General features: G+C 71.3%; 24 protein-coding genes and 1 pseudogene. 11 read left to right on the forward strand and 14 right to left on the reverse strand.

The genetic code is table 11. The features are described 5' to 3' along the window. Window positions 1-143: 143 nt before the first annotated feature. Window positions 144-563, forward strand: coding sequence for an aggregation-promoting factor C-terminal-like domain-containing protein (locus ABT254_RS36165; RefSeq protein ID WP_351479931.1), 420 nt, complete (start codon window positions 144-146; stop codon window positions 561-563). Window positions 564-579: 16 nt separating this feature from the next. Here ABT254_RS36165 and ABT254_RS36170 read toward each other — a convergent pair whose 3' ends face one another. Beyond that, window positions 580-1,836, reverse strand: coding sequence for an alpha/beta hydrolase family protein (locus ABT254_RS36170; RefSeq protein ID WP_351479933.1), 1,257 nt, complete (start codon window positions 1,834-1,836; stop codon window positions 580-582). Window positions 1,837-1,939: 103 nt separating this feature from the next. Between ABT254_RS36170 and ABT254_RS36175 the strand changes: the two are divergent. Then, window positions 1,940-2,516, forward strand: a pseudogene (locus ABT254_RS36175) (YoaK family protein). Window positions 2,517-2,535: 19 nt separating this feature from the next. Here ABT254_RS36175 and ABT254_RS36180 read toward each other — a convergent pair. Beyond that, complete coding sequence (locus ABT254_RS36180) at window positions 2,536-3,369, reverse strand: alpha/beta fold hydrolase (protein WP_351479936.1); 834 nt, start codon at window positions 3,367-3,369, stop codon at window positions 2,536-2,538. A 118-nt stretch (window positions 3,370-3,487) separates the two neighbouring features. On the opposite strand from ABT254_RS36180, the gene ABT254_RS36185 reads away from it, so the two are divergent. Further along, window positions 3,488-5,770, forward strand: coding sequence for a helix-turn-helix domain-containing protein (locus ABT254_RS36185; protein ID WP_351479939.1), 2,283 nt, complete (start codon window positions 3,488-3,490; stop codon window positions 5,768-5,770). A 25-nt stretch (window positions 5,771-5,795) separates the two neighbouring features. Here ABT254_RS36185 and ABT254_RS36190 read toward each other — a convergent pair whose 3' ends face one another. The 4 genes from ABT254_RS36190 to ABT254_RS36205 form a co-directional block, all read right to left on the reverse strand. Beyond that, window positions 5,796-6,254 carry a hypothetical protein gene (locus tag ABT254_RS36190; RefSeq protein ID WP_351479942.1) on the reverse strand — a complete coding sequence of 153 codons (459 nt, stop codon included), beginning with the start codon at window positions 6,252-6,254 and terminating at the stop codon, window positions 5,796-5,798. Between the two features lie 55 nt (window positions 6,255-6,309). Then, window positions 6,310-6,858, reverse strand: coding sequence for a GNAT family N-acetyltransferase (locus ABT254_RS36195; RefSeq protein WP_351479945.1), 549 nt, complete (start codon window positions 6,856-6,858; stop codon window positions 6,310-6,312). 91 nt (window positions 6,859-6,949) lie between these two features. Continuing rightward, window positions 6,950-7,189: a hypothetical protein gene (locus ABT254_RS36200; RefSeq protein WP_351479948.1), complete on the reverse strand. Its 240-nt coding sequence runs from the start codon at window positions 7,187-7,189 to the stop codon at window positions 6,950-6,952. 49 nt (window positions 7,190-7,238) lie between these two features. Next, window positions 7,239-8,408 carry a steroid 3-ketoacyl-CoA thiolase gene (locus ABT254_RS36205; RefSeq protein ID WP_351479951.1) on the reverse strand — a complete coding sequence of 390 codons (1,170 nt, stop codon included), beginning with the start codon at window positions 8,406-8,408 and terminating at the stop codon, window positions 7,239-7,241. Between the two features lie 249 nt (window positions 8,409-8,657). On the opposite strand from ABT254_RS36205, the gene ABT254_RS36210 reads away from it, so the two are divergent. Continuing rightward, entirely contained in the window at window positions 8,658-9,893 is a 1,236-nt protein-coding gene (locus ABT254_RS36210; RefSeq protein ID WP_351479954.1) for a cytochrome P450, read from the forward strand. Window positions 9,894-9,948: 55 nt separating this feature from the next. Here the strand turns inward: ABT254_RS36210 and ABT254_RS36215 are convergent, their stop codons facing one another. Continuing rightward, the gene (locus ABT254_RS36215; protein ID WP_351479957.1) at window positions 9,949-12,000 is read right to left on the reverse strand and encodes a bifunctional glycosyltransferase 87/phosphatase PAP2 family protein; all 2,052 of its coding nucleotides are present in this window, start codon (window positions 11,998-12,000) and stop codon (window positions 9,949-9,951) included. Between the two features lie 166 nt (window positions 12,001-12,166). On the opposite strand from ABT254_RS36215, the gene ABT254_RS36220 reads away from it, so the two are divergent. Further along, window positions 12,167-13,300, forward strand: a complete 1,134-nt coding sequence (locus tag ABT254_RS36220) for a DUF2330 domain-containing protein (protein ID WP_351479960.1) — start codon at window positions 12,167-12,169, stop codon at window positions 13,298-13,300. A gap of 101 nt (window positions 13,301-13,401) precedes the next feature. After that, window positions 13,402-14,073 (forward strand): O-methyltransferase, encoded by a 672-nt coding sequence (locus ABT254_RS36225; protein WP_351479963.1) that lies wholly within the window; start codon window positions 13,402-13,404, stop codon window positions 14,071-14,073. Window positions 14,074-14,096: 23 nt separating this feature from the next. On the opposite strand, the gene ABT254_RS36230 is transcribed toward ABT254_RS36225, so the two are convergent. Beyond that, a complete protein-coding gene (locus tag ABT254_RS36230; RefSeq protein ID WP_351479966.1) occupies window positions 14,097-14,489 on the reverse strand; it encodes a hypothetical protein in 393 nt (130 codons plus the stop codon). Window positions 14,490-14,570: 81 nt separating this feature from the next. Here ABT254_RS36230 and ABT254_RS36235 point away from each other — a divergent pair, with 81 nt between their 5' ends. Further along, window positions 14,571-15,032 carry a DnaJ family domain-containing protein gene (locus tag ABT254_RS36235; protein ID WP_351479969.1) on the forward strand — a complete coding sequence of 154 codons (462 nt, stop codon included), beginning with the start codon at window positions 14,571-14,573 and terminating at the stop codon, window positions 15,030-15,032. Here ABT254_RS36235 and ABT254_RS36240 read toward each other — a convergent pair. The 3 genes from ABT254_RS36240 to ABT254_RS36250 form a co-directional block, all read right to left on the reverse strand. Beyond that, entirely contained in the window at window positions 15,021-15,488 is a 468-nt protein-coding gene (locus tag ABT254_RS36240) for a hypothetical protein (RefSeq protein WP_351479972.1), read from the reverse strand. The two genes, ABT254_RS36235 and ABT254_RS36240, sit on opposite strands and share 12 nt — an antisense overlap. A 5-nt stretch (window positions 15,489-15,493) precedes the next feature. Next, window positions 15,494-16,165: a hypothetical protein gene (locus tag ABT254_RS36245; RefSeq protein WP_351479974.1), complete on the reverse strand. Its 672-nt coding sequence runs from the start codon at window positions 16,163-16,165 to the stop codon at window positions 15,494-15,496. A gap of 102 nt (window positions 16,166-16,267) precedes the next feature. After that, entirely contained in the window at window positions 16,268-16,759 is a 492-nt protein-coding gene (locus ABT254_RS36250) for a CGNR zinc finger domain-containing protein (RefSeq protein WP_351479977.1), read from the reverse strand. A gap of 64 nt (window positions 16,760-16,823) precedes the next feature. Here ABT254_RS36250 and ABT254_RS36255 point away from each other — a divergent pair, with 64 nt between their 5' ends. Then, entirely contained in the window at window positions 16,824-17,528 is a 705-nt protein-coding gene (locus ABT254_RS36255) for a hypothetical protein (RefSeq protein ID WP_351479980.1), read from the forward strand. Between the two features lie 50 nt (window positions 17,529-17,578). Further along, window positions 17,579-18,076, forward strand: a complete 498-nt coding sequence (locus tag ABT254_RS36260) for a GNAT family N-acetyltransferase (RefSeq protein WP_351479983.1) — start codon at window positions 17,579-17,581, stop codon at window positions 18,074-18,076. Here ABT254_RS36260 and ABT254_RS36265 read toward each other — a convergent pair. Continuing rightward, complete coding sequence (locus ABT254_RS36265) at window positions 18,069-20,150, reverse strand: MDR family MFS transporter (protein WP_351479986.1); 2,082 nt, start codon at window positions 20,148-20,150, stop codon at window positions 18,069-18,071. The two genes, ABT254_RS36260 and ABT254_RS36265, sit on opposite strands and share 8 nt — an antisense overlap. 168 nt (window positions 20,151-20,318) lie before the next feature. Here ABT254_RS36265 and ABT254_RS36270 point away from each other — a divergent pair, with 168 nt between their 5' ends. Continuing rightward, window positions 20,319-21,266: a peptidoglycan-binding domain-containing protein gene (locus ABT254_RS36270; RefSeq protein ID WP_351479989.1), complete on the forward strand. Its 948-nt coding sequence runs from the start codon at window positions 20,319-20,321 to the stop codon at window positions 21,264-21,266. 226 nt (window positions 21,267-21,492) lie between these two features. Here ABT254_RS36270 and ABT254_RS36275 read toward each other — a convergent pair whose 3' ends face one another. Further along, complete coding sequence (locus ABT254_RS36275) at window positions 21,493-22,161, reverse strand: HAD family hydrolase (RefSeq protein WP_351479992.1); 669 nt, start codon at window positions 22,159-22,161, stop codon at window positions 21,493-21,495. A 178-nt stretch (window positions 22,162-22,339) separates the two neighbouring features. Further along, on the reverse strand, window positions 22,340-22,921 hold the full coding sequence (locus ABT254_RS36280; RefSeq protein WP_351479995.1) for a TMEM165/GDT1 family protein: 582 nt from the start codon (window positions 22,919-22,921) through the stop codon (window positions 22,340-22,342). Between the two features lie 379 nt (window positions 22,922-23,300). Here ABT254_RS36280 and ABT254_RS36285 point away from each other — a divergent pair, with 379 nt between their 5' ends. Continuing rightward, on the forward strand, window positions 23,301-23,945 hold the full coding sequence (locus ABT254_RS36285) for an HNH endonuclease family protein (RefSeq protein ID WP_351479998.1): 645 nt from the start codon (window positions 23,301-23,303) through the stop codon (window positions 23,943-23,945). The last annotated feature ends 204 nt before the right edge of the window (window positions 23,946-24,149 follow it).

Here is a 24,149-nt window from a genome sequence, read left to right on the forward strand (position 1 = left end):
CCCTTCCGAGCCTGCTTCTCTGGATGACGTCGCACGGCGCCGATGTGCCCACAGGGCCACGGCGCCGACGTATGCCCCCCGGGTTCTCTCACGACTCCCGCGGACTGCGTGCGACCCCCTGTCCCCGAAGAAAAAGGTTCCCCGTGTTCGTCTCCCGCATCGCCCGCCGCATCGCGTCCCCGAAGAAGGCCCTCGCCTCCGCCGCCGTGGCCGCCGCCGCCACCGGCATGGTGCTGACCGCGGCTCCCGCTCACGCCGCGACCGCCTCCTCGGCCGCCAGTGCTCAGGCGATCGCGCACAAGATGATCCCGAACGCGGCGCAGTACAACGCCTTCAGCAAGATCGTCGAGCGCGAGAGCGGCTGGAACGTCACCGCCACCAACTCCTCCTCCGGCGCCTACGGCCTGGTCCAGGCCCTCCCGGGCTCGAAGATGGCCAGCGCCGGCTCGGACTGGAAGACCAACCCCAGGACCCAGATCAAGTGGGGCCTGGACTACATGAACTCCCGCTACGGCAGCCCGACCGCCGCCTGGGCGTTCTGGCAGGCCAACGGCTGGTACTGAGCCGCCGCCCCCGGGCTCACCCCCGAGCCCGTACGCCGTCGAAGAACCGCACCACCTGCGGAGCCGACACGGCGAAGGAGCCGAAGTGGTCCACGGCTCCCTGATCGACCACCCGCACCCTCGTTCCCTGACCGGCGAGGGTGCGGGCGCATGTGCGGGCGTTGCCGATGGGCACGTCGGTGTCGTTGGCGCCGGCGTACAGCCGCACCGGCACGTCCGGCTTCCAGTCGCAGGTGTGGTCGGCGGCGCGCGTCGCGTCCAGCAGCGCGCCCGTCGGGTGCCGGAGCCGTTCCTGGAAAGCGGGCGTGAGCAGGTCCTTCACCGTGGGGGCGAGGCTCTTGATGACGTCGTCCTCCTCGTGGTTTCCGTCGTAGAGGCCCTCGACCCGGCGCGCGTACGGGGCACGGAAGACCTCCGCCGGGTCCTTGTAGATCGGGTGGAGACGGTTCTGCGCGACCAGCCAGTACGAGATGTAGAGCACCCCGCTGGTGTCGTTGACCCGGCCGTCGAACAGCGCGGGGAGTTCCTGGCCCTCCAGGTCGTACGGGCCGCTGATCGGCGCGAGGGCCTTCAGCCGGAAGCCGTGCCCGGCGCCCTGTTCCAGCGCGCGCCCGAGCGCCATCGCGACCTGCCCGCCCTGTGAGAAGCCTGTCGCATAGACATCCCCGGTGAGCGGGCGCCCCAGCCGCCCCGCCGCCGTGCGGGCCGCGCGCAGCATGTCGACGGAGGCCGTGACGGAGGAGCGGGTGTCCATGTAGGGGTGCGGGCCGGGGCCCCTGCCCAGGCCCAGGTAGTCGGGGGCGGCCACGGCACGCCCGGCGCTCGCGCTCAGATACGAGGGGATCCGGCCGAAGTCCTCGCTCGCGGAGGGCGCGTAGCTGCGCTTGACCATCGTGCCGTGGGTGTCGGACACCAGGTCGAGCCGGTGGGCGCCGCCGTTGGGAAGGGTCAGCAGGCCGGTCGCGGTCGTCGGCCTTCCGTACGGGTCCACCGTCCGGTAGGTCAGCCGGTACGCGCGTACGCCGTACCGCACGGGGTCCGCGGCGACTCCCCGGTCGGCCACGAACTTCCTGACCTGCCCGGCGTCGCGGCCCGCGACCGGGGTGACGGAGACCAGGTCTCCTCGTCGCGGCGCGTGGTGCGTCTGCTCGGCGGCGGTGGCCACGGGAGCGGCGGCGAGCCCCGCGAGCAGCAGGGCGGCCGCTGCGGCGAGAGCCCTCCGGGGCCGCCAACTGGCTGGTGTTTCACAGGATTTGCGCGTCTGATCGGTCATGGCGTCGACGCTACGGACGCGTATCGAATGTCGGCATCCGAGAGTCCCCCGCGTCCGTGGTGGACTTGGGTCCACCCTGCCCGTCCGGCTGCCCGGAGAGTTGATGAGCGTGAGTGAGAGCGAACGGGAGGCGCGCGGACTGCGCCTGGTGTTCGCGCTGTTGGGGCTGACCGTGGTCAGCGGGCTGATCGACGCCGTCAGTTATCCGGGGCTCGGGCACGCCGGGGGTCTGGGGGTGTCCCCCAGATAAGCACAGCACCGCGAACATGACCGGCAACGTGGTCGTGCTGGGCTTCGCCGCGGCCGGGGCGCCCGGGTTCTCCGTACCGCGCACCGCGACCTCGCTGGTCTGCTTCCTGCTCGGCGCGGTGGCCGGAGGGCGGGTCGCGCGACGGCTGGGCGAGGGCTCACGCCTGCGCAACGCCACGGTCCGCAAGCTGGGCATCGCCGACCTGACCACGACGGTCCTGACGATGACCCTCACCGGCCTGGCCTCCGACTCCCGGGCCGGCGGCGGCTCGGGCCACCGCTCCCCACGGCGCTCGGCCTCGGTCGTCGCGATGGCCGCCGGCGCCTGCCTCGGTGCCTGGCTGGTCCTCCACCACGGCCTGGGCATTCCGCTGCTGGTCGCGGCGGTGACGGCGGGCGTGCTGGCGGTGGTGGCGTCGGGGCGGGAGTGACCTCCCGCCCCGGTGCCGACTACTTGCTGAGGAAGCTCAGCAGTGCCGCGTTGACCTCGTCCGCGTGGGTCCACAGCAGGCCGTGCGGGGCGCCCTCGATCTCCACGTACTCGGCGGAGGGCAGCAGGGCGCGGAAGGGCCGCCCGGTCGAGTCGATCGGCAGGATGCGGTCGCCGGTGCCGTGCAGGATCAGCGTCGGCACGTCGACCTTCGCCACGTCCGCGCGGAAGTCGGTGATCCAGGTCGGCACGCAGGCCACCGAGGCGTGCGCCGAGGAACCGGCCGCCACGTTCCAGCTGTTGCGCACGCCCTCCTCGCTGATACGGCTGCCGAGCGTCTCGTCCAGGTTGTAGAAGTCCTGGTAGAACGCGGTGAAGTACGCGTACCGGTCCTTGCTGACGGCTTCCAGGATGCTGTCGAAGACGTGCTGGTCGACGCCCGCCGGGTTGTCGTCGGTCTTGAGCAGGAAGGGCTCGAGCGAGGCCAGGAAGGCGGCCTTCGCCACCCGGCCCGAACCGTAGGTGCCCAGGTAGCGGCCCACCTCGCCGGTGCCCATCGAGAAGCCGACCAGGACGGCGTCCGTCAGGTCCAGCGTGGTCAGCACCTTGTCCAGGTCGGCGGCGAAGGTGTCGTAGTCGTAGCCCTTGGTCGGCTGCGAGGAGCGGCCGAAGCCGCGGCGGTCGTAGGTGATGACCCGGTGGCCGGCCTCCAGCAGGGCGGGCACCTGCCGCTCCCAGGAGTGGCCGTCGAGCGGGTAGCCGTGGATGAGCACGACCGGCTGCCCGGTGCCGTGGTCCTCGTAGTAGAGCTCGATGGGTGCGCTGTTCTCTTCGCCGACGGTGATGTACGGCATGTGGGATCCCCCTCCGTGGACGGAACTTCGGGTACGGGTTCCAGCTCACCACTCGTGACGGGATGTCACCAGGCAGAAAGGCAGGCAGAAGTGGACAGCGCTTGCTGTAATTGTCGTGATGACAAGTCATGTTTCCGACACACCCCGGGGCGGGACGCCCTTCGGGGTGATGCTGCGATCTTTGCGCCGGGCCGCCCGGATGACGCTGGAAGAGCTGGCCGGGGCGTCCGGGGTCAGCGTCCGCGCGCTCGGCGACATGGAGCGCGGACGCAGCCGCGGACCGCAGCGCCGCACCGTCGACGCGCTCGCCGCCGCGCTCGCGCTGGACGGCGAGCAGCGTGAGCGCCTCCAGCGCCTGGCCGACGCGGGCCGGGAACGCGGCGGCCCGAGCCCGTCGCCGTATCTGTTGCGGACCGTCGCGGACTTCACCGGCCGGGAGCAGGAGCTGGCCGACCTGGAAGCGCTCGTCACCGGTGCCGGCACCCGGGCCGCGGTGCTGTTCGGGCCGGGCGGGCAGGGCAAGACGACGCTCGCCGCGGAGGCCGCGCGGCGGCTGGCCGGGCACTTCCCGGACGGCTGTGTCAGTGTGCGGCTGCACGGCATGAGCGAGGCGCCGCTGCCCGCCGCCGAGGCGCTGGTGCTGCTGCTGACGGCCCTCGGTCATCCCCCCGAGCGGATCCCGGTGGACCCGGTCGCCCGGGAAGCCGTCTACCGGGCCACCCTGGCCGCCCGGCGGGCGCTGATCGTCCTCGACGACGCGGCCGACGAGGAGCGCACCAGGCCGCTGCTGCCGGACGCCGAGGGCAGTTTCGTGCTGGTCACCAGCAGACGGCCGCTGGCCGGTCTCGAAGGCGTACGGCGGATCAGGCTCGGCGGGCTCAGCGGCCATGAGTCGGCGGTGCTGCTGGAGCGGATCCTCGGGTCCGCGCGCACCGGGGGCCAGTCCGAGGCGATCGCCCGGCTGACCGGGCTGTGCGGGCATCTGCCGCTGGCCCTGCGGATCGTCGGCAACCGCCTCTCCAGCCGCCCGGGCTGGCCCCCGTCCCGTCTGGCCGACCAACTCGGCGACGAGGAACGGCGGTTGAACGGCCTGATCGCCGGCGACCTCGCGGTGCGCAGCGCCCTCGCCCTCTCCTACGGCCAGCTCACCGGCCCCCACCGGCTGCTGTTGCGCCGGCTCGCGCTGCTGCCCGGCCGCGACACCGGCCCTGAGCTGGCCGCCCTCCTGACCGACGACGATTCGCTCGCGGTCGAGGACTCCCTGGATGTGCTGGTCGACCGCGGTCTGCTGGAGGAACCGACGCCCGGCCGTTACGACCTGCACGACCTGGTGCGGCTCTTCGCCCGCGAGCAACTGCACGCCGAGGAGAAGGAGTCGACGGTCAGGGAGGTCCAGCTCCGCATGGCCGACTGGCTGCTGCGCTCGGCCTCCGCGGCGGGCCGCTGGTTCGAGGCGCCCGGCGCGCCGGAGCCGTGGCCGGGCGGGCCCGCCCCCTTCACACCCGCCTCCGCCGAGGAGGCGGAGAGGTGGCTGAGAGCCGAACGCGCCCACTGGGTGGGGGCGTTGCCCCTGATGTTCGCGGCGGACCGGCATGCGGAGATCCTGCACACGGCCCGCACCCTGTACTGGTTCTCCGACCGCTGGGAGAAGTCGCCCGAGTGGCGGACCCTGTTCACGTACGGCGTCCGGTCCGCGGCCGCTCTCGGCGACCGCGCGGCCGAGGCGCATCAGCTGAACTGCCTGGCGTGGGCGCACTGGGTGGGCGCCCACGAGTACGCGCGCTCCGAGGAACTCGCCCGGCAGGCACTGCGCCTGGCGGAGGAGACCGGCGAGAGGGCGCTCCAGGCCTGGGCATGGGTGTACATCAACAGTGCCTGCATGAATCTGGGCCGCCCCGCGGAGGCGGCCGAGTCGGCGGGAAAGGCAGTGGAGCTCTTCGAGGCCCTCAGCGACACCACCGGCGCGGCGATCTCGCGGAGGATGCTCGGCAGCGCACTGCGCGAGGCCGGCCGCCCCGAGGAGGCACTGGCCATCCACCGCGCCCTGCTCGGCGGCTCCGCCGGCGACGTACCGGGCCTCAACGCCCTCTCCCAGGCCCTCATCCAGACCGAGACGGCCTACGACCTGTCGGCCCTGCACCGCTGGCCCGAGGCGGTGGAGGCCTTCCGGGCCATCACTCCCCCGCCCACCTACAAGGACAGCGACCGCTTCCGTGCCAGGGTCCACTCCGGCCTCGCCACGGCCCTGGAACACATCGGCGAACTCCCCGAGGCCCACCAGCACTACCTCCGCGCCCACCGCCTGTTCACCGAGATAGGCGACAGAAACTCGGCCGCCGGAACGGCCAGCTCAATCGACCGGACCCGCCCGGCCGGGGAGACCAGGGAGGCCGGACGGTAGGCCGCCCGCACGAGTTCACCGGGATTCACCGGCGGATCCTCCGGTACGACAGGGGGAAGTCCTGCTGCCAGCCGTCCGAGTCGTCCCGCAGGATCTCCCAGACACCGCGGATGGTGTCTCCGTCCTCGCCGACCTGCGCGGTGTACCGCTGCCGGAAGTCCAGGGGTGAGAAGTCCGGGGTGTCCCGCAGCAGCTGCCAGGTCCCCTCGGCGAAGGTCATCGCGTACAGCCGTACGACGCCCCGCGAGTCGTAGTAGTGCTGTGTGTAGCCGCCCGTCTCCGGGTCGACGGCGATGATCGCCATGCTGTCGGGGGCGGGGTTCGGCGCCTCCATCCGCTGGATCAGGAACCGTCCGTCCAGGGTCCACTCGAACACACTGCGCCCCGGTGGCACCTCGAGGCCGGGGAACTCGGCCTCCACCACCCACTCCCCGACCAGGACGTCCAGCCGTTCCAAGGCTTCCTGCTGTGCCGCTGCGCGCATCGCGAGCACCTCCCTCTCGTCAGTGCAGACGGCTGAGGCAGGCGAAACTCATCGCTCAGCGAGCCAGCCGCAAGCGCGCCGTGCGCAGCCCGGTCTCCTCGGGCCGTCGCAGCCGGTTGCCCACGGTCCCGCCGGGCGCCTCCCGCGGTGGGCCGATCTCGAAGCCCAGGCTTCGCAGGAATCCCAGCCCCGGCTCCCACCCCGACGGGCAGGTGGCGGTCACGTCCCGCATCCCGCGCCCGGCGGCCTCCTCCAGCAGCCGGCGGGCGACGTGCGTACCGATCCCGCCGCGCCGCGCCTCGGGGGCCACGAGGAACATCCCCACCGAGCAGCCGGCGACATGGGGGTGCCGGTCCACGACGTCGACCAGCCCGACGACGCTCTCGCCCCGGCACATCACCAGCAGCCGCTTCTGATCGGGGTCCGCGCCCTCGGGAAGCGCGTAGTACAGGCTCTGTACGTCCGCGGGGAGCGCCGGACCGCCGGTCGCGGCGGCGAAGTAGTCCTCGCAGGACGCGAACAGGGCGGCGACCCCCGGCTCGTCCTCCGGCGTCATCTCACGCACCGCCACGGGGGTGCCGCCCATGCCCTTGTCCTCCTCCATGGTTGACCGCCTCACCGCGCACAGTCCAACCACACCGTCCTACCACCGCCGACCGTGGGACCACCGCCGCGGGAACCCCGCCGGGCCGGCGTTACGCCTGAGGGCCGGCAGCCCCCGCCTTCGCCGCCCGGTGGGATCTCAGCTCCTTGCGGAAGAAGTAGGCGCGCAGCACCGCGATCGCCAGGAACAGCAGCCCGAAGCCGCCCCTGCCCAAGCCCCCTACCTGGACGAACCAGTAGAGGGCCAGGCCGGCGAAGGACAGGCAGACGCCGATGATCAGCGGCTCGCGGATGTAGAAGGGCAGGACGCGGAGGATCACATTGATCAGCATGGGGGCAAGTTGACCAGTCCGCGTCAATCAGCGCCACTCACTTGCCCTCTTACAGCCGCTGAATGATCGTCCCGGTCGCCAGCCCGCCCCCCGCACACATGGTGATCAGCGCGAACTCCTTGTCCGCCCGCTCCAGTTCATGGAGCGCGGTGGTGATCAACCGGGCACCCGTCGCCCCCACCGGATGTCCGAAAGCGATCGCGCCGCCGTTGACGTTGACCTTCTCCAGGTCCTGCTCGAAGACCTGCGCCCAGCTCAGCACCACGGACGCGAACGCCTCGTTGATCTCGACGACGTCGATGTCCTTCAGGGACATGCCCGCCTTGCCCAGCACCGCCCGCGTCGCGTCGATCGGTCCGTCGAGGTGGAAGTGCGGGTCGGCCCCCACCAGCGCCTGGGCCACGATCCGCGCCCGCGGCCTCAGCTTCAGCGCGCGGGCCATCCGCTTGGACGCCCACATGATCGCCGCCGCACCGTCGCTGATCTGCGAGGAGTTGCCCGCCGTATGGATGGCCGTCGGCATGACCGGCTTCAGGCCCGCGAGCGCCTCCATGGTCGTGTCGCGCAGCCCCTCGTCCCGGTCGACCAGCCGCCACATGCCCTGTCCGGCGCGCTGTTCCTGCTCCGTGGTGGGGACCTGGACCGCGAACGTCTCCCGCTTGAAGCGCTCCTCGGCCCAGGCCGCGGCGGCCCGCTCCTGCGAGATCAGGCCCAGCGAGTCGACGTTCTCGCGCGTCAGGCCGCGATGGCGCGCGATCCGTTCCGCCGCCTCGAACTGGTTCGGCAGGTCGACGTTCCACTCGTCGGGGAACGGCTTTCCGGGACCGTGCTTCGACCCCGACCCCAGCGGCACCCGCGACATCGCCTCGACGCCGCACGAGATACCGACGTCGATCACGCCCGCCGCGACCATGTTGGCCACCATGTGCGAGGCCTGCTGCGAGGAGCCGCACTGGCAGTCGACCGTCGTCGCCGCCGTCTCGTAGGGCAGGCCCATGGTCAGCCAGGCCGTGCGCGCGGGGTTCATGGACTGCTCGCCGGCGTGCGTCACCGTGCCGCCGACGATCTGTTCGACCGCGTCGGCCGGCATCCCGGTGCGGCCGAGGAGTTCGCGGTAGGTCTCGCCCAGGAGGTAGGCGGGGTGGAGGTTGGCGAGCGCGCCGCCGCGCTTGCCGATGGGAGTGCGTACGGCTTCGACGATCACGGGTTCCGCGGCCATGGTGGGGGATCCTCTCCTCCGGTACCCGCGCGGCGCGGGGGCGTCCCGGCCGGCCCCGCCACGCTGAACTAGTACGTGTTCTAGTTCTGGCAGCAGTCTGCTGACAGCCCGTCCACAACCGCAAGAGTCGTGCATGCAATACGGCTCCAATTCGGCTTGCCGCACCCCTTGCCTCTTGTAGAACCCGTTACTACCTTCACGGCAAACCTGAAACCTGATGGTCCGTCAGAATTCGAGCCGGAGTCGCCCATGTCCTGTCCTGCTCTCCCCGACGGGTTCGACTTCACCGACCCCGACCTGCTGCACCACCGTGTGCCCCTGCCGGAGTTCGCCGAGCTGCGGCGGGCCGAACCGGTCCGCTGGATCCCGCAGTCGGGCAACATCGCCGGCTTCCAGGACGAGGGGTACTGGGCCGTCACCCGGCACGCGGACGTCAAGTACGTCTCCACCCACCCGGAGCTGTTCTCCTCGTACCTCAACACGGCGATCATCCGCTTCAACGAGCACATCGAGCGCGACGCCATCGACGCGCAGCGGCTGATCCTGCTCAACATGGACCCACCGGAGCACACCCGGGTCCGCCAGATCGTGCAGCGCGTCTTCACCCCGCGTGCCATCCGGGCGCTGGAGGACCGCCTGCGCGAGCGGGCCCACACCATCGCGCGGAACGCCCGCGCGCAGAGTGGCCCCTTCGACTTCGTCACCGAGGTCGCCTGCGAACTGCCCCTGCAGGCGATCGCCGAACTCATCGGCATCCCGCAGGACGACCGGGCCAAGATCTTCGACTGGTCCAACAAGATGATCTCGTACGACGACCCGGAGTACGCGATCACCGAGGAGGTCGGCGCCGAGTCGGCCACCGAGCTGATCGCCTACGCCATGAACATGGCCGCCGACCGCAAGCAGTGCCCGGCGAAGGACATCGTGACGACGCTGGTGGCGGCCGAGGACGAGGGCAATCTCAACTCCGACGAGTTCGGCTTCTTCGTGCTGATGCTGGCCGTCGCGGGCAACGAGACGACCCGCAACGCCATCACCCACGGGATGCATGCGTTCCTGACCCACCCCGAGCAGTGGGAGCTGTACAAGCGGGAGCGCCCCGAGACCGCGGCCGAGGAGATCGTGCGGTGGGCGACCCCGGTCAACTCCTTCCAGCGCACGGCCACCCAGGACACCGAACTGGGCGGGAAGCTGATCAGGAAGGGCGACCGGGTCGGGATCTTCTACGCCTCCGCCAACCACGACCCGGAGGTCTTCACCGACCCCGACGCCTTCGACGTCCTGCGCGACCCCAACCCCCATCTCGGGTTCGGCGGCGGGGGCCCGCACTACTGCCTGGGCAAGTCCCTGGCCGTCCTGGAGATCGACCTGATCTTCAATGCGATCGCCGACGCCCTGCCGGGCCTCACCCTGGCCGGCGACCCGTCCCGGCTGCGCTCGGCGTGGATCAACGGCGTGAAGCACCTCCAGGTCCAGGTCCGCTGACGGTCTCCGGCCGGCCATGGTCTCGGGCCGGCGGCCTCCCGGCGCCGCCGGCCCGTCACTGCCCTAAGGGCGCCCGGCCGGTGTGCGCGGTCTCCGCGTCCGAGGCGGATTCGTCCTTTACGGCGGTGGCGGCCGCAGTGGCCGCCCGCGGGCCCGACGCCAGGTACTGCAGCCCGAAGCCCGCCCCGACCACGGTGGCCCCGCCGACCGCGTCCAGGAACCAGTGGTTGCCGGTCGCGATGATCGAGGACAGCGTGAACAGCGGGTGCAGCAGACCGAAGGGCTTCAGCCACCATCTGGGCGCGAGGGTCACGATCACGATGCCGCACCACAGCGCCCAGGCGAAGTGCAGGGACGGCATGGCCGCGTACTGGTTGGTGAACTCGGTCAGCGTGCCGTAGTTGGGCTTGGAGAAGTCCTGGACGCCGTGCACCGTGTCGATGAAGCCGAGCCCCGGCATCAGGCGCGGCGGCGCCAGCGGGTACAGCCAGAAGCCCATCAGACCGAACCCGGTCGCGAGGCCCAGTGCCGAGCGCGCCCAGCGGTAGTCCACGGGGCGCCGCACATAGAGCACGGCGAGGATGGTCAGCGGGACGCCGAAGTGGAACGACAGGTAGTAGTAGTCGAGGAAGCCGCGCAGCCAGTCGACCTTCGCCACGGTGTGGTTGACCCAGTGCTCGAAATCGACGGACAGCCACAGCTCGATCCGGTGGATCTGGTGGCCGTGGTGTTCCGCGGTGGCCCGGTCTGCGGTCACCCCCAGCCGGATCCGCTGGTAGGCGGCGTAGGTGACGCGCATCAGGAGGAGTTCGAGCAGCAGGTTCGGGCGGGTGAGGACGCGGGGCAGGAACGGGACGACGGGCACGTGCCGGAAGCGGGACGGTACCGGGGCGGCGTACTCGGGCGGGACCGGGGACTGGTAGTACGGCGAGGTGCGGGACAGGAACGGCACGAGGATGGCCGCGGCGAGAGCGGCGATCAGCACCGTGTTGTCCCGCAGCGAGTTCAGCCGCTCCATGTGCGGCAGCAGCATCTTCGCCGGCAGTGTCATCACCAGGATGACGGCGACCGGCCACACATAGCGGTCGCAGGACCGTCTGCCGACCCGTCCGACGACCGCGAGCAGCACCCACAGCAGCTGGTGCTGCCAGGCGGTCGGCGACACCGCGATCGCCGCGCAGCCGGTGACGGCGACCGCGAGGAGCAGCTGCCCGTCGCGGGCGTAGCGCACGGCTCGGCGCACCCCGAGCACGGCGACCGCCGTACCCAGCGCGAGGAAGAGCACGATCTCCGCGGGGCCCGAGCAGCCGAGCCGGAGCAGCGCGCCGTGCAGGGACTGGTTGGCGAGGCCGTCGGCCCTGCCGCCGAGGCCGGCGCCCGCGATGTGGTGCACCCAGTAGGTGGCGGAGTCGTGCGGCATCGCGGCCCAGGCGAGCAGCGTGCAGGCGGCGAACGTGATCCCGGTGGAGGCCGCGGCGCGGCGGCGGCCGGTGAACCACAGCAGCGGCGAGAAGAGCAGCACGGTCGGCTGGAGGGCGGCCGCGAGCCCGATCAGCAGGCCGCCGGCGCGCTCACCGCGGACGACGAAGCAGCCGACCAGCACCAGCAGGACCGGCATGATGCTGGTCTGCCCCAGCCACAGCGCGCTGCGCACAGGCAGTGACAGCATCAGCAGGCTGATCGCGAGCGGTGCGGCGAACAGGGAGGTCCGGCGGCTCACCGGCTGCGGCAGCGCACGGGCCGCGATCAGGCCGAGCGCGACCACCAGGAGCAGCGTGCCGAAGGTCCAGCCCCAGCCGAGGGCCTGTTCGGCCGCCCGGGTGAGCGGCTTGAGGACCAGTCCGCCGAACGGTGTGCCGGTGAACCGCGTCGAGTCGTACAGCGAACCCTTCACATGCAGGACGCCGTGCGGACCGACCCAGGTCTCCAGATCCGTCAGCCGTTCACCCTGGGGGGTACTGAGGACGGCGGCCACCTGGCGGACGGCGAGCACGGCGGCGACCAGCCACAGACCGAGGCGGATCACATGCAGGCGTCTGGGAGCTCCTCCGACGGCTGTCGCGCCGAGGGTTTCCGCCGGTCGCCCGCTGTGCTCCACGTTCGCCACGCCTGGTCGGCCTCCCGCCCATTCGCCCCTTTTCACGATCAATGAATTACATCGTCCCTATTTATCGGGATGACCATAGTGCGCCCGATGAGCGATCGCCTCCGGAACCGCCACGGCCCCCGTACCGTGTGAAGCTCTGTCCACGGCAGCACGGAGGCTTCGGGGAATGGTCTGTTTCCTGCGGAAATGCACACGTGTGCGGTTACTGGCGGTCGTGGTGACCCTGCTGGCGACACAGCTGGGGTCGTTGATCGCACCGGCGTACGCATGCGGCTGCGGCGCGATGATCCCCGACGGGCAGCGGCGGGTGAGCGTGGGCCGTGAGGAGTCCGTCGTGCGCTGGGACGGCCGCCGGGAACAGATCGTGATGAGTTTGACGGTCGGCGGGGACGCGGACCGGGCCGCCTGGGTCATGCCGGTGCCGCACCGCGCGACGGTCGGGCTCGGGGATCCGGCGCTGTTCACCCAGCTCGCCGCCACCACCGCGCCCGTCCACCGCGAGCGCTACCACTTCTGGCCGCAGGACGGCGACTGGCCGCTGGCGACCGGCGACGGCAGCAGCGCGGCCGGGCCGCCCGGGGCCGGTGCGGCCGCGCCCGGCGTGGGCGTGGTCGGCCGCCAGAAGCTCGGCCCCTTCGACGTGGCCCGCCTGACCGCCACCGACCCGGCCGCCCTGGACGACTGGCTCGACACCAACGGCTTCGCCATGCCGCCCCGGCTGCAGGAAGCCCTCCAGCCGTATGTGAGCCACCGCTGGGAGTACGTCGCCGTGCGCCTGTCCCCCGACACCGCGAACACCCCGCTGAACGGCAGGCTCGACCCCCTGCACCTCACCTTCGCGTCCGGGCAGCCCGTCTACCCGATGCGCCTGTCCCGCCTCGCCCGCACCCCGCAGTCCCTGGGCCTGTACGTCCTCGCCGCGCACCGTATGGAGACCCGCTCCGCGATCGGCGGCGAGCGGCCCCGCGTCACCTACGCCGGACGGGTCACCGCGACATCGGGTCCCCTGGCCGAGCTGGCCGCGGGCACACCGTTCCTGACCGCGATCGGCCAGGAGTTCCCGTACCCGCCGTCGATCTCGGGCGACCACGTGCTGCGCCGGGCGTCCGCGGACACCCCGTTCCAGCAGGTGATCTACGAGGACCGGCTGCGCACGGTGGCGGGGATCCCGGCGTGGCTGCTGACGGTGGTCGGCTCCTTCGCCCTCGCGGTCGCGGCCGTGACCGTGTTCGCCGTACGGCGTTCCCGGCGCCCGGTGCCGCCTCCGCCGCCGGTGCACGCGCCTCCACCGATCAGCTGAACCCGGCCGTCATGATCTCCCTGAGGGGGCATCGGCCCGCCGCTATATTCATTAGGGCAGCTAGTTAGAAGCGCTAAGCAGTCACACGGAAGGCACAGCGAATGAGCGAGTCGCAGCTCTGGGACGACGTGGACGAGTACTTCACCACCCACCTCTCACGGAACGACGACGCCCTCGAAGCGGCCCTCCGCGACAGTGACGCCGCCGAGCTCCCGCAGATCTCGGTCACCCCGCTCCAGGGCAAGTTCCTGCAACTTCTCGCCCAGATCCAGGGCGCCCGCAGCATCCTGGAGATCGGCACCCTCGGCGGCTACAGCACCATCTGGCTGGCCCGCGCCCTGCCCGAGGACGGCCGGCTGATCTCGCTCGAGTACAACCCCAAGCACGCCGAGGTCGCCGCCCGCAACATCGCGCGCGCGGGCCTCGAGCGGATCGTCCAGGTGCGGATCGGCCCCGCCCTGGAGTCGCTGCCCAAGCTGGCCGACGAGAACCCGCCCCCCTTCGACCTGGTCTTCATCGACGCCGACAAGGTCAACAACCCGAACTACGTGGAGTGGGCCCTCAGGCTGACCAGCGCGGGCAGCCTGATCGTCGTGGACAACGTGGTGCGCGGCGGCCGGGTCGCCGACGCGGACAGCAAGGCGCCCGACGTGCTGGGCAGCCGCGCCGCCGTCGAACTGATCGGCTCGCACCCGCGGTTGAGCGGCACGGCGATCCAGACGGTGGGCAGCAAGGGCCACGACGGCTTCGCGCTGGCGCGCGTGCTGGCGTAGCCCTCACGGCCTGGGCTGCTGGGTCAGAACTCGTGGTAGAAGCCGACGTTGACGCTGCGCGGGGCGGTGCGGTCCTGGACGACGATCTCGCCGCTGCCGCCTCGGGGCAGCGCCACGGTCCCGCCGTAGACGAGGGGCTGCGCGTACTCGCCGACGATCAGCCGGACCTCGGAGGACGGGTCGGCCTGGGAGCCGCGCAGCCAGGTCAGCTGCCAGGTCCCCTCGGGGCCGCACAGGAACTCCAGGTGGACCCGGGAGATGAACAGCCAGTCGTCGGGCGTCGCGAGACGGCACACGGAGGTGTCCCGCCCCACCCGCAGCACGGCGCCGGGCTCACTGGGTGCGTCGGCCATGAGCATGCCGGCCGTGGCCCCCTCTTCCGCCCCGGAGACGGTGGCCATGGTCAGTTCGAGCACGCGCTGCTCCTCTTGAAGTGTCCTAACACGGCGGCCGCATGATAAATCGCCCGGGCATGCCGCGTCCGGCACAATGGAGTCATGACCGAGCGAAAGCCACCGGGTGTGCCGTTCGAGTCCTGGGTCGACAAACAGATCCGTGATGCCGAACGACGCGGCGATTTCGCCCAACTGCCCGGCGCGGGCAAGCCGTTGCCCGCCGGTACCGACACCTCGTACGACGAACTGTGGTGGATCAGGCAGAAGATGGCCCGCGAGGGACTCTCCGTGCTGCCGCCCACGCTCGCCCTGCGCAAGGAGGCCGAGGACGCGCTGGTGGCGGCGTATGCGGCGCCCTCGGAGCGGATCGCGCGGAAGATCGTCACGGATGTCAACGTCAAGATCCGCGACATGATGTTCAAGCCGCCGCCCGGCCCCCCGCTCGGGATGAAGCCGTACGACGTCGAGGAGGTCGTACGGGAGTGGCGGGAGCGCCGGGCGACGGCCGGGGACGACGAGAGGGGCACGGGTGCTTCGGGTACTTCGAACGGGTCACCCGTGTAGGAGTCGTTCCGCCAGGTTGCGGTAGTCCCGCAGGGCCAGCCGGAGCTGTTCGGTGTCCTCGCCGTCCTGCCAGGACATGCGCAGGGTGCGGCGGCGCCGGGTCAGGGCCTCCGTGAACCGCCCGGCGATCTCCTCGACCACGTGGTCGGCCTCCTCGACGGAGTCCCGGGGCCCGTCCACGAACCCGGAGACCGCCTGGCGAAGACGGAGATCCAGCTTGTCGCACTCGTCCTGCGGGAGGAGGCGGCCGCTGGTGGGCTTTGTCGTGGCGGAAGTGCCGGTGGGCGTTGTGGTGGCGGAAGTGCCGGTGGTCCGGACGGGAGTGGTGCCCTCGTGGGCCTCGCCCTGGCCTGCCTCCTCCGTCACCTCGTGCGGGGTGGGCGTCACCGTGGTGCGGTTGGTCCTGTCGTCGGCCTCGGTGCCTTCGGCTGCGGGGCCGGTCGTCGCGTCCGTCATGTGGCTCAACTCCCCTTGGCGTGACGTCGGTTGAGGGCCCAGGGCAGATGGCCGCGGCTCTCGTGCCTGTGGGCCTTGGTGCGGGTGGCGGCGGACGCCGGAGCCTTCTCGGTGCGGCGGGGCGGGGCGGTCAGGTCCTCGAAGAGGGCCCGGGCCTCCACCATGGCCTCGCGCATCTCCTCCGTGTCGGCCCGGTCGCCGTCCTGTCCGTTCACGCCGACGCGTGCGACACGGTGGATGTGCCGGTAGCCGTGGACGTGGTCGGCGTGGTGGACGGAGAGGGCGGCGAGCTGTTCCTCGTAGTGGCTGCCGTCAGGGAAGCCGCGCAGGGCGGCGAGCTCCGCGAGCAGCCGGTCCGCCTCGGCGACCGCTTCCCGCGGCGCGTCGACGAAGTGCTCCTGCACGGCCGTCCAGCGGGCCGTGAACTCCTCCAGCCTGCCCGGCTCCAGCGGCTTCTCGCGCAGCGATCCGTGCCGCTGCACGCGCTCCGTGAGCTCACGCTCGGCGGCCTTGGCGTCCCCGTCGTGCCGGGCCAGCGTCCGGTCGTACTCGGGCCCGAAGCGCCGCTTCAGGTCCCGGCCGCCGCGGGGGCCCTTGGCACGCAGGGTCAGGGCGGCCGCTACGACGACCACGGCCGCCACGATCACGATGAGAGCAATGATCATGCCAGTGGACATGGGTGCCTTCCGGTGTGTCGGCCCAGGCGGGCCGGTTCTCCGGACGGGTCACCCGGAAGCCCCCGCTCAAACGACGCGGGCACCCGGACGCCTCTTCGGGAGCTACGGCTTCTTCGCCGCCCGGGCCCGATGCGCCGCGACCGTCGTGCGGCTCGCGCACGCGTTGGAGCAGAAGCGGCGGGTGCGGTTGCGGGACTGGTCGACGAAGTAGTTCCCGCAGCCTGCCGCGGCGCACCGTCCCAGCGTCACCACCGGCTCCCCGGCCACGACCAGGGCGAGCTGGGCCGCGATCAGCTGACCGGCCCAGCGTCGGGCCGGGGTGCCGTTGCGGCTGAAGTGGATGTGCCAGCCGCCGAGTCCGTCATGGTCGGACAGGTGCATCTCCGGCGGATAGTCGCGCAGCAGCCGGTGCACGGCGTCGGGGGCGGTGCCGTCGACCGCCTGCGCCAGCGCCCTGCGCACGAGGTCCGGCAGTTCGCCGTAGTCGCCGTCCGGCGGCGGGGTGATCCCGTGCTCCGCGAAGAAGGTGGCGACCAGTTCGCCCCGCTCGTCGAGGGTCCCGGTGTTGGCCAACTCGACGGCCAGCCGTGTCACGTTCCCAATGTAGTCACCGTATTGCACTTGACCACCTACATCGCCGCTTCTTAATGTAGGCGCCATGATAGCTGACGACACCTACACGGCCCGGCGTCTGACGATGCTCGGAGAGTGGGACGCCGCGCTCGCCGTCCTGGGCGCGGACGCCGATCCCGAATTGCGCGCGGAGATCGCTGTCGACCGCTGGTTCTTCCGGACCGAGGGCCACGAGGAGGCCGAGAAGGCGGTCACCGCGCTCGATCCGGCATCGCCGACCGCGCATCTGCTCACCGCGCGACTGGCCTACAGCCGACTGCTGTTCGGCCGCGACCCCCGTCTCGCCCCCGGTGTCGCCCCCCGCCCCGACGACCGCGCCACGGCCGAGGCCGGCTACCGCGCGGCGGCCGAGAGCGGCGACGAGAAGCAGCGCGCCTGGGCCGAGTACCACTGGGCCGTCCTGCTGGACAACATCGACGAGGACCCGGCCGGCGCGCTCCCCCTCTACGAGTCGGCTCTGGAGATCGCCACGAAGACCGGCGACGGCTACTTCGAGTCCTACATCATCCGCCACCTCGCCCCGCACAAGGAGCCCGCCGAGCGACTCGCGATGCTGCGCCGCTCACTCCACCTGCGCGCCGCCCTCGGCGCCCGTCCCCAGACGGTCGCCGCGCAGGCCCTCCTCGCCGACAGCCTTCCGGAGTCCGACCCGGAACGCGCCGAACTCATACGGACGTTCCGCCCCGCCGCGGAGGAACTGCGCATCGGCTGGCTCCTGTCCGAGGACTGATCCGCATATTCGCTTGCGTGGGCGACACGCCGGTTCCGCAGAATGGCCGGATGACGACGACCTGGACCATCGCCCCCGAGCCCTACGACTGCCCCGTGGCGGCGGACCTCTGGCGGGCGTACTACACGGAGGTCAGCGACCGCTACTACCTCCTGCACGAGGGCCGGCGGACCGATCCGGCCGAGCTGGAGCGGGAGATCGCGGCCCGCACCGGTGCCGAACTCGCGCCGCCGACCGGACGGTTGCTGATCGCACGGTACGGCGGTGAGCCCGCCGGGTCGGCGGGTGTACGGCTGCTGGACGCCACGACCGCCGAGCTCACCCGGGTGTTCGTGTACGAGGGGATGCGCGGCAAGGGCGGGGCCGCGCTCCTCGTGGGCGCCGCCGAGGAGGCCGCCCGGGACCTCGGCGCCGGCCAGTTGATCCTCGACACCCGAAGCGACCTCGTGGAGGCCCGCTCCCTGTACGCACGGCTCGGCTACACGGAGACCGAGCCGCACAACGACGACATCTACGCCGAGCACTGGTTCCGCAAGGACCTCAACTGACCTTCGCCGCCGACTCCTTGTGCGGCTGCTCCCGGTCCGAGCCGCACATCTCGTCGTTGAGTTCCTTGACCAGCCGGTTCAGGTCGGTCGGCCGGTCCGGGCCCCACCAGTCGCCGAGCAGTTCCGCGAGCGACTCCTCACGGGCCTGCGCGAGCCGTTCGGCCACCACGAGGCCCTGGTCGGTGAGGACCATGTCGAGGCCCTCCCGGATGGCAAGGCGCCGCTCCTCGACCTGCCGGGCCGCATCCATGACGACCTGGAGCGGCACCGTGCTGCGCTCGGCGAGCACGGCCGGTTCCGCCCAGCCCTGCTTCTTGATCCGCAGCAGCAGCCAGCTCGCCGCGGGCAGCAGGTCGTAGCCCGCCCGTTCGGTGATCTTCCGGTAGATCTCGCGCCGGCCCTCCCGCGTGCCCAGCAGGGACAGCGCGCGGCACACCTCGTCGTACGAGGACCGCTCGACGGGATTGCTGGCCAGGGTCTCCGTGACATCGGGCGCGGTGACGGACCCGCGCAGCTTGTCCTCCTTGAGGAACCAGGCCAGGACGAACCCGAGGAGGGCGACGGGCGCGGCGTACAGGAAGACGTCGGTGATGGCCGCCGCGTACGCGTGCAGGGCGGGCTCGCGCAGGGCGGGCGGCAGTGAGCCGATGCCGCGCGGGTCGGACTTGAGGGCGTCCGCGGAGAGACCCGCGGGCAGCCGGGTGCCGCTGAAGGCGTCCGTCAGCTTGTCGCCGAGGCGGCTCGCGAAGACCGTGCCGAAGATCGCCACGCCGAAGGAGGCCCCGATCGAGCGGAAGAAGGTCGCGCCCGAGGTGGCGACGCCGAGATCCTCGTACGAGACGGCGTTCTGCACGATGAGGACCAGCACCTGCATGACCAGGCCGAGTCCGAGGCCGAAGACGAAGAAGTAGGCGCTCATCTCGGCCGTGGAGCTGTTCTCGTCGAGCTGGTGCAGGAGCAGCAGACCGAGGGTGGTGACGCCCGTGCCCGCGATCGGGAAAACCTTCCAGCGGCCGGTGCGGCTGACGATCTGGCCGGAGGCCGTGGACGACAGCAGCAGGCCGAACACCATCGGCAGCATGTGCACCCCCGACATGGTCGGCGTCACGCCCTGGACGACCTGGAGGAAGGTCGGCAGATAGGTCATCGCGCCGAACATGGCGAAGCCGACGACGAAGCTGATGACCGCGGAGAGGGCGAAGGTGCGGATGCGGAACAGCTTGAGCGGCAGGACGGGTTCGGCGGCCCTCCGCTCCACGGCGACGAACGCGACGGCCAGTCCGACGCCCAGCAGGATCAGCCCGACGATCTGTGTCGAGCCCCAGCCCCAGGTGGTACCGCCGAGCGAGGCGACCAGGATCAGACAGGTGGCGACCGCGGCGATGAGAAAGGTGCCGAGGTAGTCGATGACGTGCTGCGCGGTCCGGCGCGGGATGCGCAGCGCGGTCGCGATCACGGCGAGCGCGACGACGCCGACGGGAAGGTTGACGTAGAAGACCCAGCGCCAGCTGAGGTGTTCGGTGAACAGCCCGCCGAGCAGCGGCCCCAGCACGCTCGTCGCGCCGAAGACGGCCCCGAACAGGCCCTGGTAACGGCCGCGTTCGCGCGGCGCGACGACATCCCCGACGATCGCCATCGACAGCACCATCAACCCGCCGCCGCCCAGGCCCTGCACCGCCCGGAACGCGATCAACTGGGGCATGTTCTGCGCCATTCCGCAGAGCGCGGAACCGATGAGGAAAATCACGATCGCGGTCTGGAACAGCCGCTTGCGACCGTACTGGTCGCCCAGCTTGCCCCACAGCGGGGTCGCGGCGGTCGAGGCCAGCAGATACGCGGTGACCACCCAGGACAGATGGTCGAGGCCGCCGAGGTCGCTGACGATGGTGGGCAACGCGGTCGACACGATGGTCTGGTCGAGGGCGGCGAGCAGCATCCCGAGGAGCAGGGCGCCGATCGACACGAGTACGTTCCCCGACACGTGCTCCTGGGTGGCGCTGCCCCGCTGCGGCGGCTTTCCGGATGCCTGTGCGTCTCGCACATTCGCCGTCATACCGTGCGCGTCCTCGGCCATGAAGACCTCCTGCCGCTCTCGTTACACGTCCATGGTGATCGGTGTGACCGGTTATGGCCTGTTGAGTCCTGTTGGAACCCGATATTCCGGGGGCTACGGCCGCAGCGTGAAGATGATCTGGATAACCTCTGAAGTTCGCGAGGGGAGCGTGAAGGGAGGGACGAACGCGTGACAGACCCGAAAGGTCACCAGTGCCCGGAGTGCGGAGCGCCCAGAGCGGCCGACAACACCCCGTCCTGCGGCTGCACTCAACGGGCGTCCGACGCCCTGCGCGACGCGCGTACGGCCGAGCAGGCCGCGGCGGAGGACTTCGACCCGCTTCGGATACGGCCGTATGTCGAACTGGAGGGCACGGGCAGCGAGCCCGTCGCACCTCCTCCCGCGCCCGCGGTCGAGGCGACGATGCCGCTACGGCCGGTGGGCGCGGAGGTGGCGAGCGCCGAAGATCTGCGCCTGTTCGAGGGCACGGGTGCCGAGGGCACCGAGGGCCCGCACGACCAGGACGACGCGGCGGACAGGGGGCGCCGCAGACACCGGACGGTGCTGCTCGGTGTCGGCGGGGCGGTCGTCGCGGTGATGACGGCGGCCGGGATGGCGAGCGGGCTGTTCTCCTACGAGGCGCCGACGCGGGACACGGCGCTGCCCGACGACGTACGGGCGAGCGTGCCGGACGTGTCGCCGAGCCCGGAGCCGGCGTCGCCGTCGCGCGGCACCACGCCCGTACGGCCCGCGCCGCCGGCGCCGGCGGTCAGCGCGAGCCCGTCGCCCTCACCGTCCCCGTCGGCGACGAGCGCCTCGCCGAGCCCGTCCCGCTCGCCCCGGCCGACCCCGACCGCGCCGACGGCCACCGCAAGCGGCAGCATCGGACCGACCGACAGCCGCCAGAAGGCACCCCCCGTGCTGCGCCGCGGCTCCGAGGGCCCCGAGGTCACCGAGCTCGAACTGCGCCTGACTCAGCTCGGCCTCTACACGGGAAAGCCGACCGGCCACTACAACGAGGGCGTCGAGGACGCGGTCGGCCGATACCAGTGGGCACGGGGGATCACGGAGGACGAGCTGGGGGTGTACGGGGCGGCGACGCGTGCGCGGCTGGAATCGGAGACGTCGCAGCCGTGAGGCCGCGCGCCACCCGCTGGGGGCTGCCGCCCCCAGACCCCCGCTTCGGCCTGAACGGCCTCGTCCTCAAACGCCGGACAGGCTGAAAACCCGCCCACCCAGCCTGCGGGCAATCGTGCCGCCTCACGTAGCCTGCGGGCAATCGTGCCGCCTAGGGCGGCACGGGTGGGCGCAGGCGGCACCCCGCAAGCGCCGGGCTGCGCACCCCACCCCCCGACGGCACCCTTCACCCGACGTACAGCCGAATCCCCCCACCCGGCACACCCTCAACCCGCACCCGCGTCAAATCCCGCACCACCACATCCGGCTCATACAGATCCGCCCGGGCCCCCACCCCCACGACCCGCATCCCCGCAGCCCGCCCCGCCTCAATCCCGGCAGCGGAATCCTCAAACACAACGCACTCGCCCGGCTCGACACCCAGTTCAGCCGCCCCCTTCAAAAACCCCTCGGGATCCGGCTTGCTCGCCCCCACCGACTCAGCAGTCACCCGCACCTCAGGAAGCGACAACCCCGCCGCCCCCATCCGCGCCGTGGCAAGAGCCAGATCCGCAGACGTCACCAGTGCATGCGGCAGCCCCCGCAGCGAGGCGAGGAACCCGGGAGCGCCGGGAATCGGCACGACACCGTCCACGTCCGCGGTCTCCTCGGCGAGCATCCGCGCGTTGTCGGCGAGGTTCTGCTCCATCGGCCGCTCGGGCAGCAGCAGCGCCATCGAGGCATGGCCCTGGCGCCCGTGCACCACCTTCATGACCTCGTCGCCGTCCAGCCCGTGCCGCTCGGACCAGCGACGCCAGATGCGCTCGACGACGGCATCGGAGTTCACGAGGGTGCCGTCCATGTCCAGCAGGAGGGCGCGGGCGGTGAGGACGGTGGGCACGGTGGTGACCGTCATCGGCAGCTCCAGGGCGCGAGGAAGGAAACAAGGCGGCCCCGCCCGCCGGTCAGGGAAAACGGGCGGGAGCCACTTTGTTTCTCTACGGTACAAAACCGGTCCGACATCCGCCAGTGCCCCGGGACACAGTTCACCCCGTGTTCAGCTCACGCGGTGCTCGGCTCGCGCGGCGCTCGGCTCACCCGGCGACGGCCTCCCACAGGCTCCACACGCCGAGCGCCAGCATCAGCAGCGCCGCAACCTTGGTGATGAGGGCCAGCGGCACCCGCTTCATCAGGGCCTTTCCGCCGACGATGCCGAGCCCGGCCACCGCCCACAGCGCCAGTACGGCCCCGAGGCCGACGGAGAGCGGGTCGTCGTAACGGGCCGCGAGGTTCGCCGTCATGATCTGGGTCAGGTCCCCGAACTCGGCGACCAGGATGAGCATGAAACCGGCACCCGCGACCTTCCAGAAGGACTGGTTCTCGGGCCTGCGGATCTCCTCCTCGTCCTCGTCCTTCCTCATCAGCAGGACCGCCGCACCGCCCAGGAACAGGACGCCGGTCAGTGCGTGGACGATCTGCTGAGGCAGCAGGGTGAGCACGCTTCCGGCCGCCACGGCCAGCGCGACATGCAGCGCGAACGCCGCGGCCACGCCCGCGAAGACGTACGAGGCGCGGTAGCGGGTGCCGAGCACCAGCCCGGCGAGCGCGGTCTTGTCCGGCAGTTCGGCAAGGAAGACGACGCCGAAGACGAGCGCCGTCACGGTGAAGCTGATCAAGGTTCCTCAATCGGTCGGGGCCGCCCCGCCGAGAGTGCTGTGACTGCGATACGACACCTCGGCACGGCAGCACACAGCGGAAGACACAGATGTGCACTGCTTTACCGAAGGTCTCGCTGGCCGGCCTCGCGTGCGAGACCTGCCTCCGGGCGCCGGCTCAGACGAGCTGAGCAGTATGTCGACGGTCCGGCGAAGAGCTACTCCCCTTCTGCACCGTCCATCGTACGCGACCGCCGCGCGGCCGAAAGTTCGGCCGTGAACCTTGTAGTGTCATGTACGCGACACTAGCTTCTTACCGGACGCTCACCCCTCCGCAACACGGCGCCGCGAGCATTCCCCTGCTCGCACCCCAACGCCCCCGCCTCCCAAGGGAGTTCGCATGCCGAAGTTCTACGCGCGTCGACGGCTCAGCATACTCGCGGCTCTTACCGGACTCATAGCCTCCGTCGGACTTCTCAACAGTCCGACCGCCTCCGCCGCGCTTCCCACCCCGGTCAGCGCCGCCACCGCCCGCACCTACCTCGCCTCGCTCACCGTGGCGACCGAGAACCGCACCGGCTACGACCGCGATCTGTTCCCGACCTGGATCACGATCTCCGGCACCTGCAACACCCGCGAGTACGTCATCAAGCGGGACGGCAGCAACGTCGTCACCAACTCCGCCTGCACCGCCACCAGCGGCTCCTGGTACTCGCAGTACGACGGGGCCACCACCACCGACCCGAGCACCTTCGACATCGACCACGTCGTGCCGCTCGCCGAGGCCTGGGACTCCGGCGCCTCGGCCTGGACCACCGCCCAGCGCCAGGCCTTCGCCAACGACGTCACCCGCCCGCAGCTCATCGCGGTCTCCGCCAGCTCCAACCGCTCCAAGGGCGACGACGACCCGGCCGAGTGGGTGCCCACCCGCTCCGCGTACGTCTGCACCTACGTCCGCGCCTGGGTCCAGGTGAAGTACTACTACGACCTCTCGGTCGACTCCGCCGAGAAGTCCGCGCTGACCAGCTACCTCGCCGGCTGCTGAGCCCGCGGATGTTGCGGCGGATTCCGTAACGGAACCTCCCCGCCGACCCTCGTCGTTCCGTACCGTACGGGGCGACGGAGGAGGGCGAGCCGAAGGGGCGCGCCGGTGTCGAGACGGCGAACGCGCGGAGCGATCGCGGTGACCATTGCCGCCCGCCGCGCCCAGCAGCGAGGCTGGACCATCGGCTTCGGAGTCGTCTCCGCG

This window comes from Streptomyces sp. NPDC001137, from assembly GCF_040298885.1.
GTDB lineage: Bacteria > Actinomycetota > Actinomycetes > Streptomycetales > Streptomycetaceae > Streptomyces.

What these genes read in the sequence shown, in the direction of transcription:
- ABT254_RS36235 (WP_351479969.1), top strand. Translation starts at nt 14,571, where the DNA reads ATGACCGAGCGAAAGCCACCGGGTGTGCCGTTCGAGTCCTGGGTCGAC.
- ABT254_RS36220 (WP_351479960.1), top strand. Translation starts at nt 12,167, where the DNA reads ATGGTCTGTTTCCTGCGGAAATGCACACGTGTGCGGTTACTGGCGGTC.
- ABT254_RS36260 (WP_351479983.1), top strand. Translation starts at nt 17,579, where the DNA reads ATGACGACGACCTGGACCATCGCCCCCGAGCCCTACGACTGCCCCGTG.
- ABT254_RS36275 (WP_351479992.1), bottom strand. Translation starts at nt 22,161, where the DNA reads ATGACGGTCACCACCGTGCCCACCGTCCTCACCGCCCGCGCCCTCCTG.
- ABT254_RS36185 (WP_351479939.1), top strand. Translation starts at nt 3,488, where the DNA reads ATGACAAGTCATGTTTCCGACACACCCCGGGGCGGGACGCCCTTCGGG.
- ABT254_RS36170 (WP_351479933.1), bottom strand. Translation starts at nt 1,836, where the DNA reads ATGACCGATCAGACGCGCAAATCCTGTGAAACACCAGCCAGTTGGCGG.
- ABT254_RS36180 (WP_351479936.1), bottom strand. Translation starts at nt 3,369, where the DNA reads ATGCCGTACATCACCGTCGGCGAAGAGAACAGCGCACCCATCGAGCTC.
- ABT254_RS36265 (WP_351479986.1), bottom strand. Translation starts at nt 20,150, where the DNA reads ATGGCCGAGGACGCGCACGGTATGACGGCGAATGTGCGAGACGCACAG.
- ABT254_RS36285 (WP_351479998.1), top strand. Translation starts at nt 23,301, where the DNA reads ATGCCGAAGTTCTACGCGCGTCGACGGCTCAGCATACTCGCGGCTCTT.
- ABT254_RS36210 (WP_351479954.1), top strand. Translation starts at nt 8,658, where the DNA reads ATGTCCTGTCCTGCTCTCCCCGACGGGTTCGACTTCACCGACCCCGAC.
- ABT254_RS36205 (WP_351479951.1), bottom strand. Translation starts at nt 8,408, where the DNA reads ATGGCCGCGGAACCCGTGATCGTCGAAGCCGTACGCACTCCCATCGGC.
- ABT254_RS36200 (WP_351479948.1), bottom strand. Translation starts at nt 7,189, where the DNA reads ATGCTGATCAATGTGATCCTCCGCGTCCTGCCCTTCTACATCCGCGAG.
- ABT254_RS36245 (WP_351479974.1), bottom strand. Translation starts at nt 16,165, where the DNA reads ATGTCCACTGGCATGATCATTGCTCTCATCGTGATCGTGGCGGCCGTG.
- ABT254_RS36240 (WP_351479972.1), bottom strand. Translation starts at nt 15,488, where the DNA reads ATGACGGACGCGACGACCGGCCCCGCAGCCGAAGGCACCGAGGCCGAC.
- ABT254_RS36255 (WP_351479980.1), top strand. Translation starts at nt 16,824, where the DNA reads ATGATAGCTGACGACACCTACACGGCCCGGCGTCTGACGATGCTCGGA.
- ABT254_RS36195 (WP_351479945.1), bottom strand. Translation starts at nt 6,858, where the DNA reads ATGGAGGAGGACAAGGGCATGGGCGGCACCCCCGTGGCGGTGCGTGAG.
- ABT254_RS36225 (WP_351479963.1), top strand. Translation starts at nt 13,402, where the DNA reads ATGAGCGAGTCGCAGCTCTGGGACGACGTGGACGAGTACTTCACCACC.
- ABT254_RS36190 (WP_351479942.1), bottom strand. Translation starts at nt 6,254, where the DNA reads ATGCGCGCAGCGGCACAGCAGGAAGCCTTGGAACGGCTGGACGTCCTG.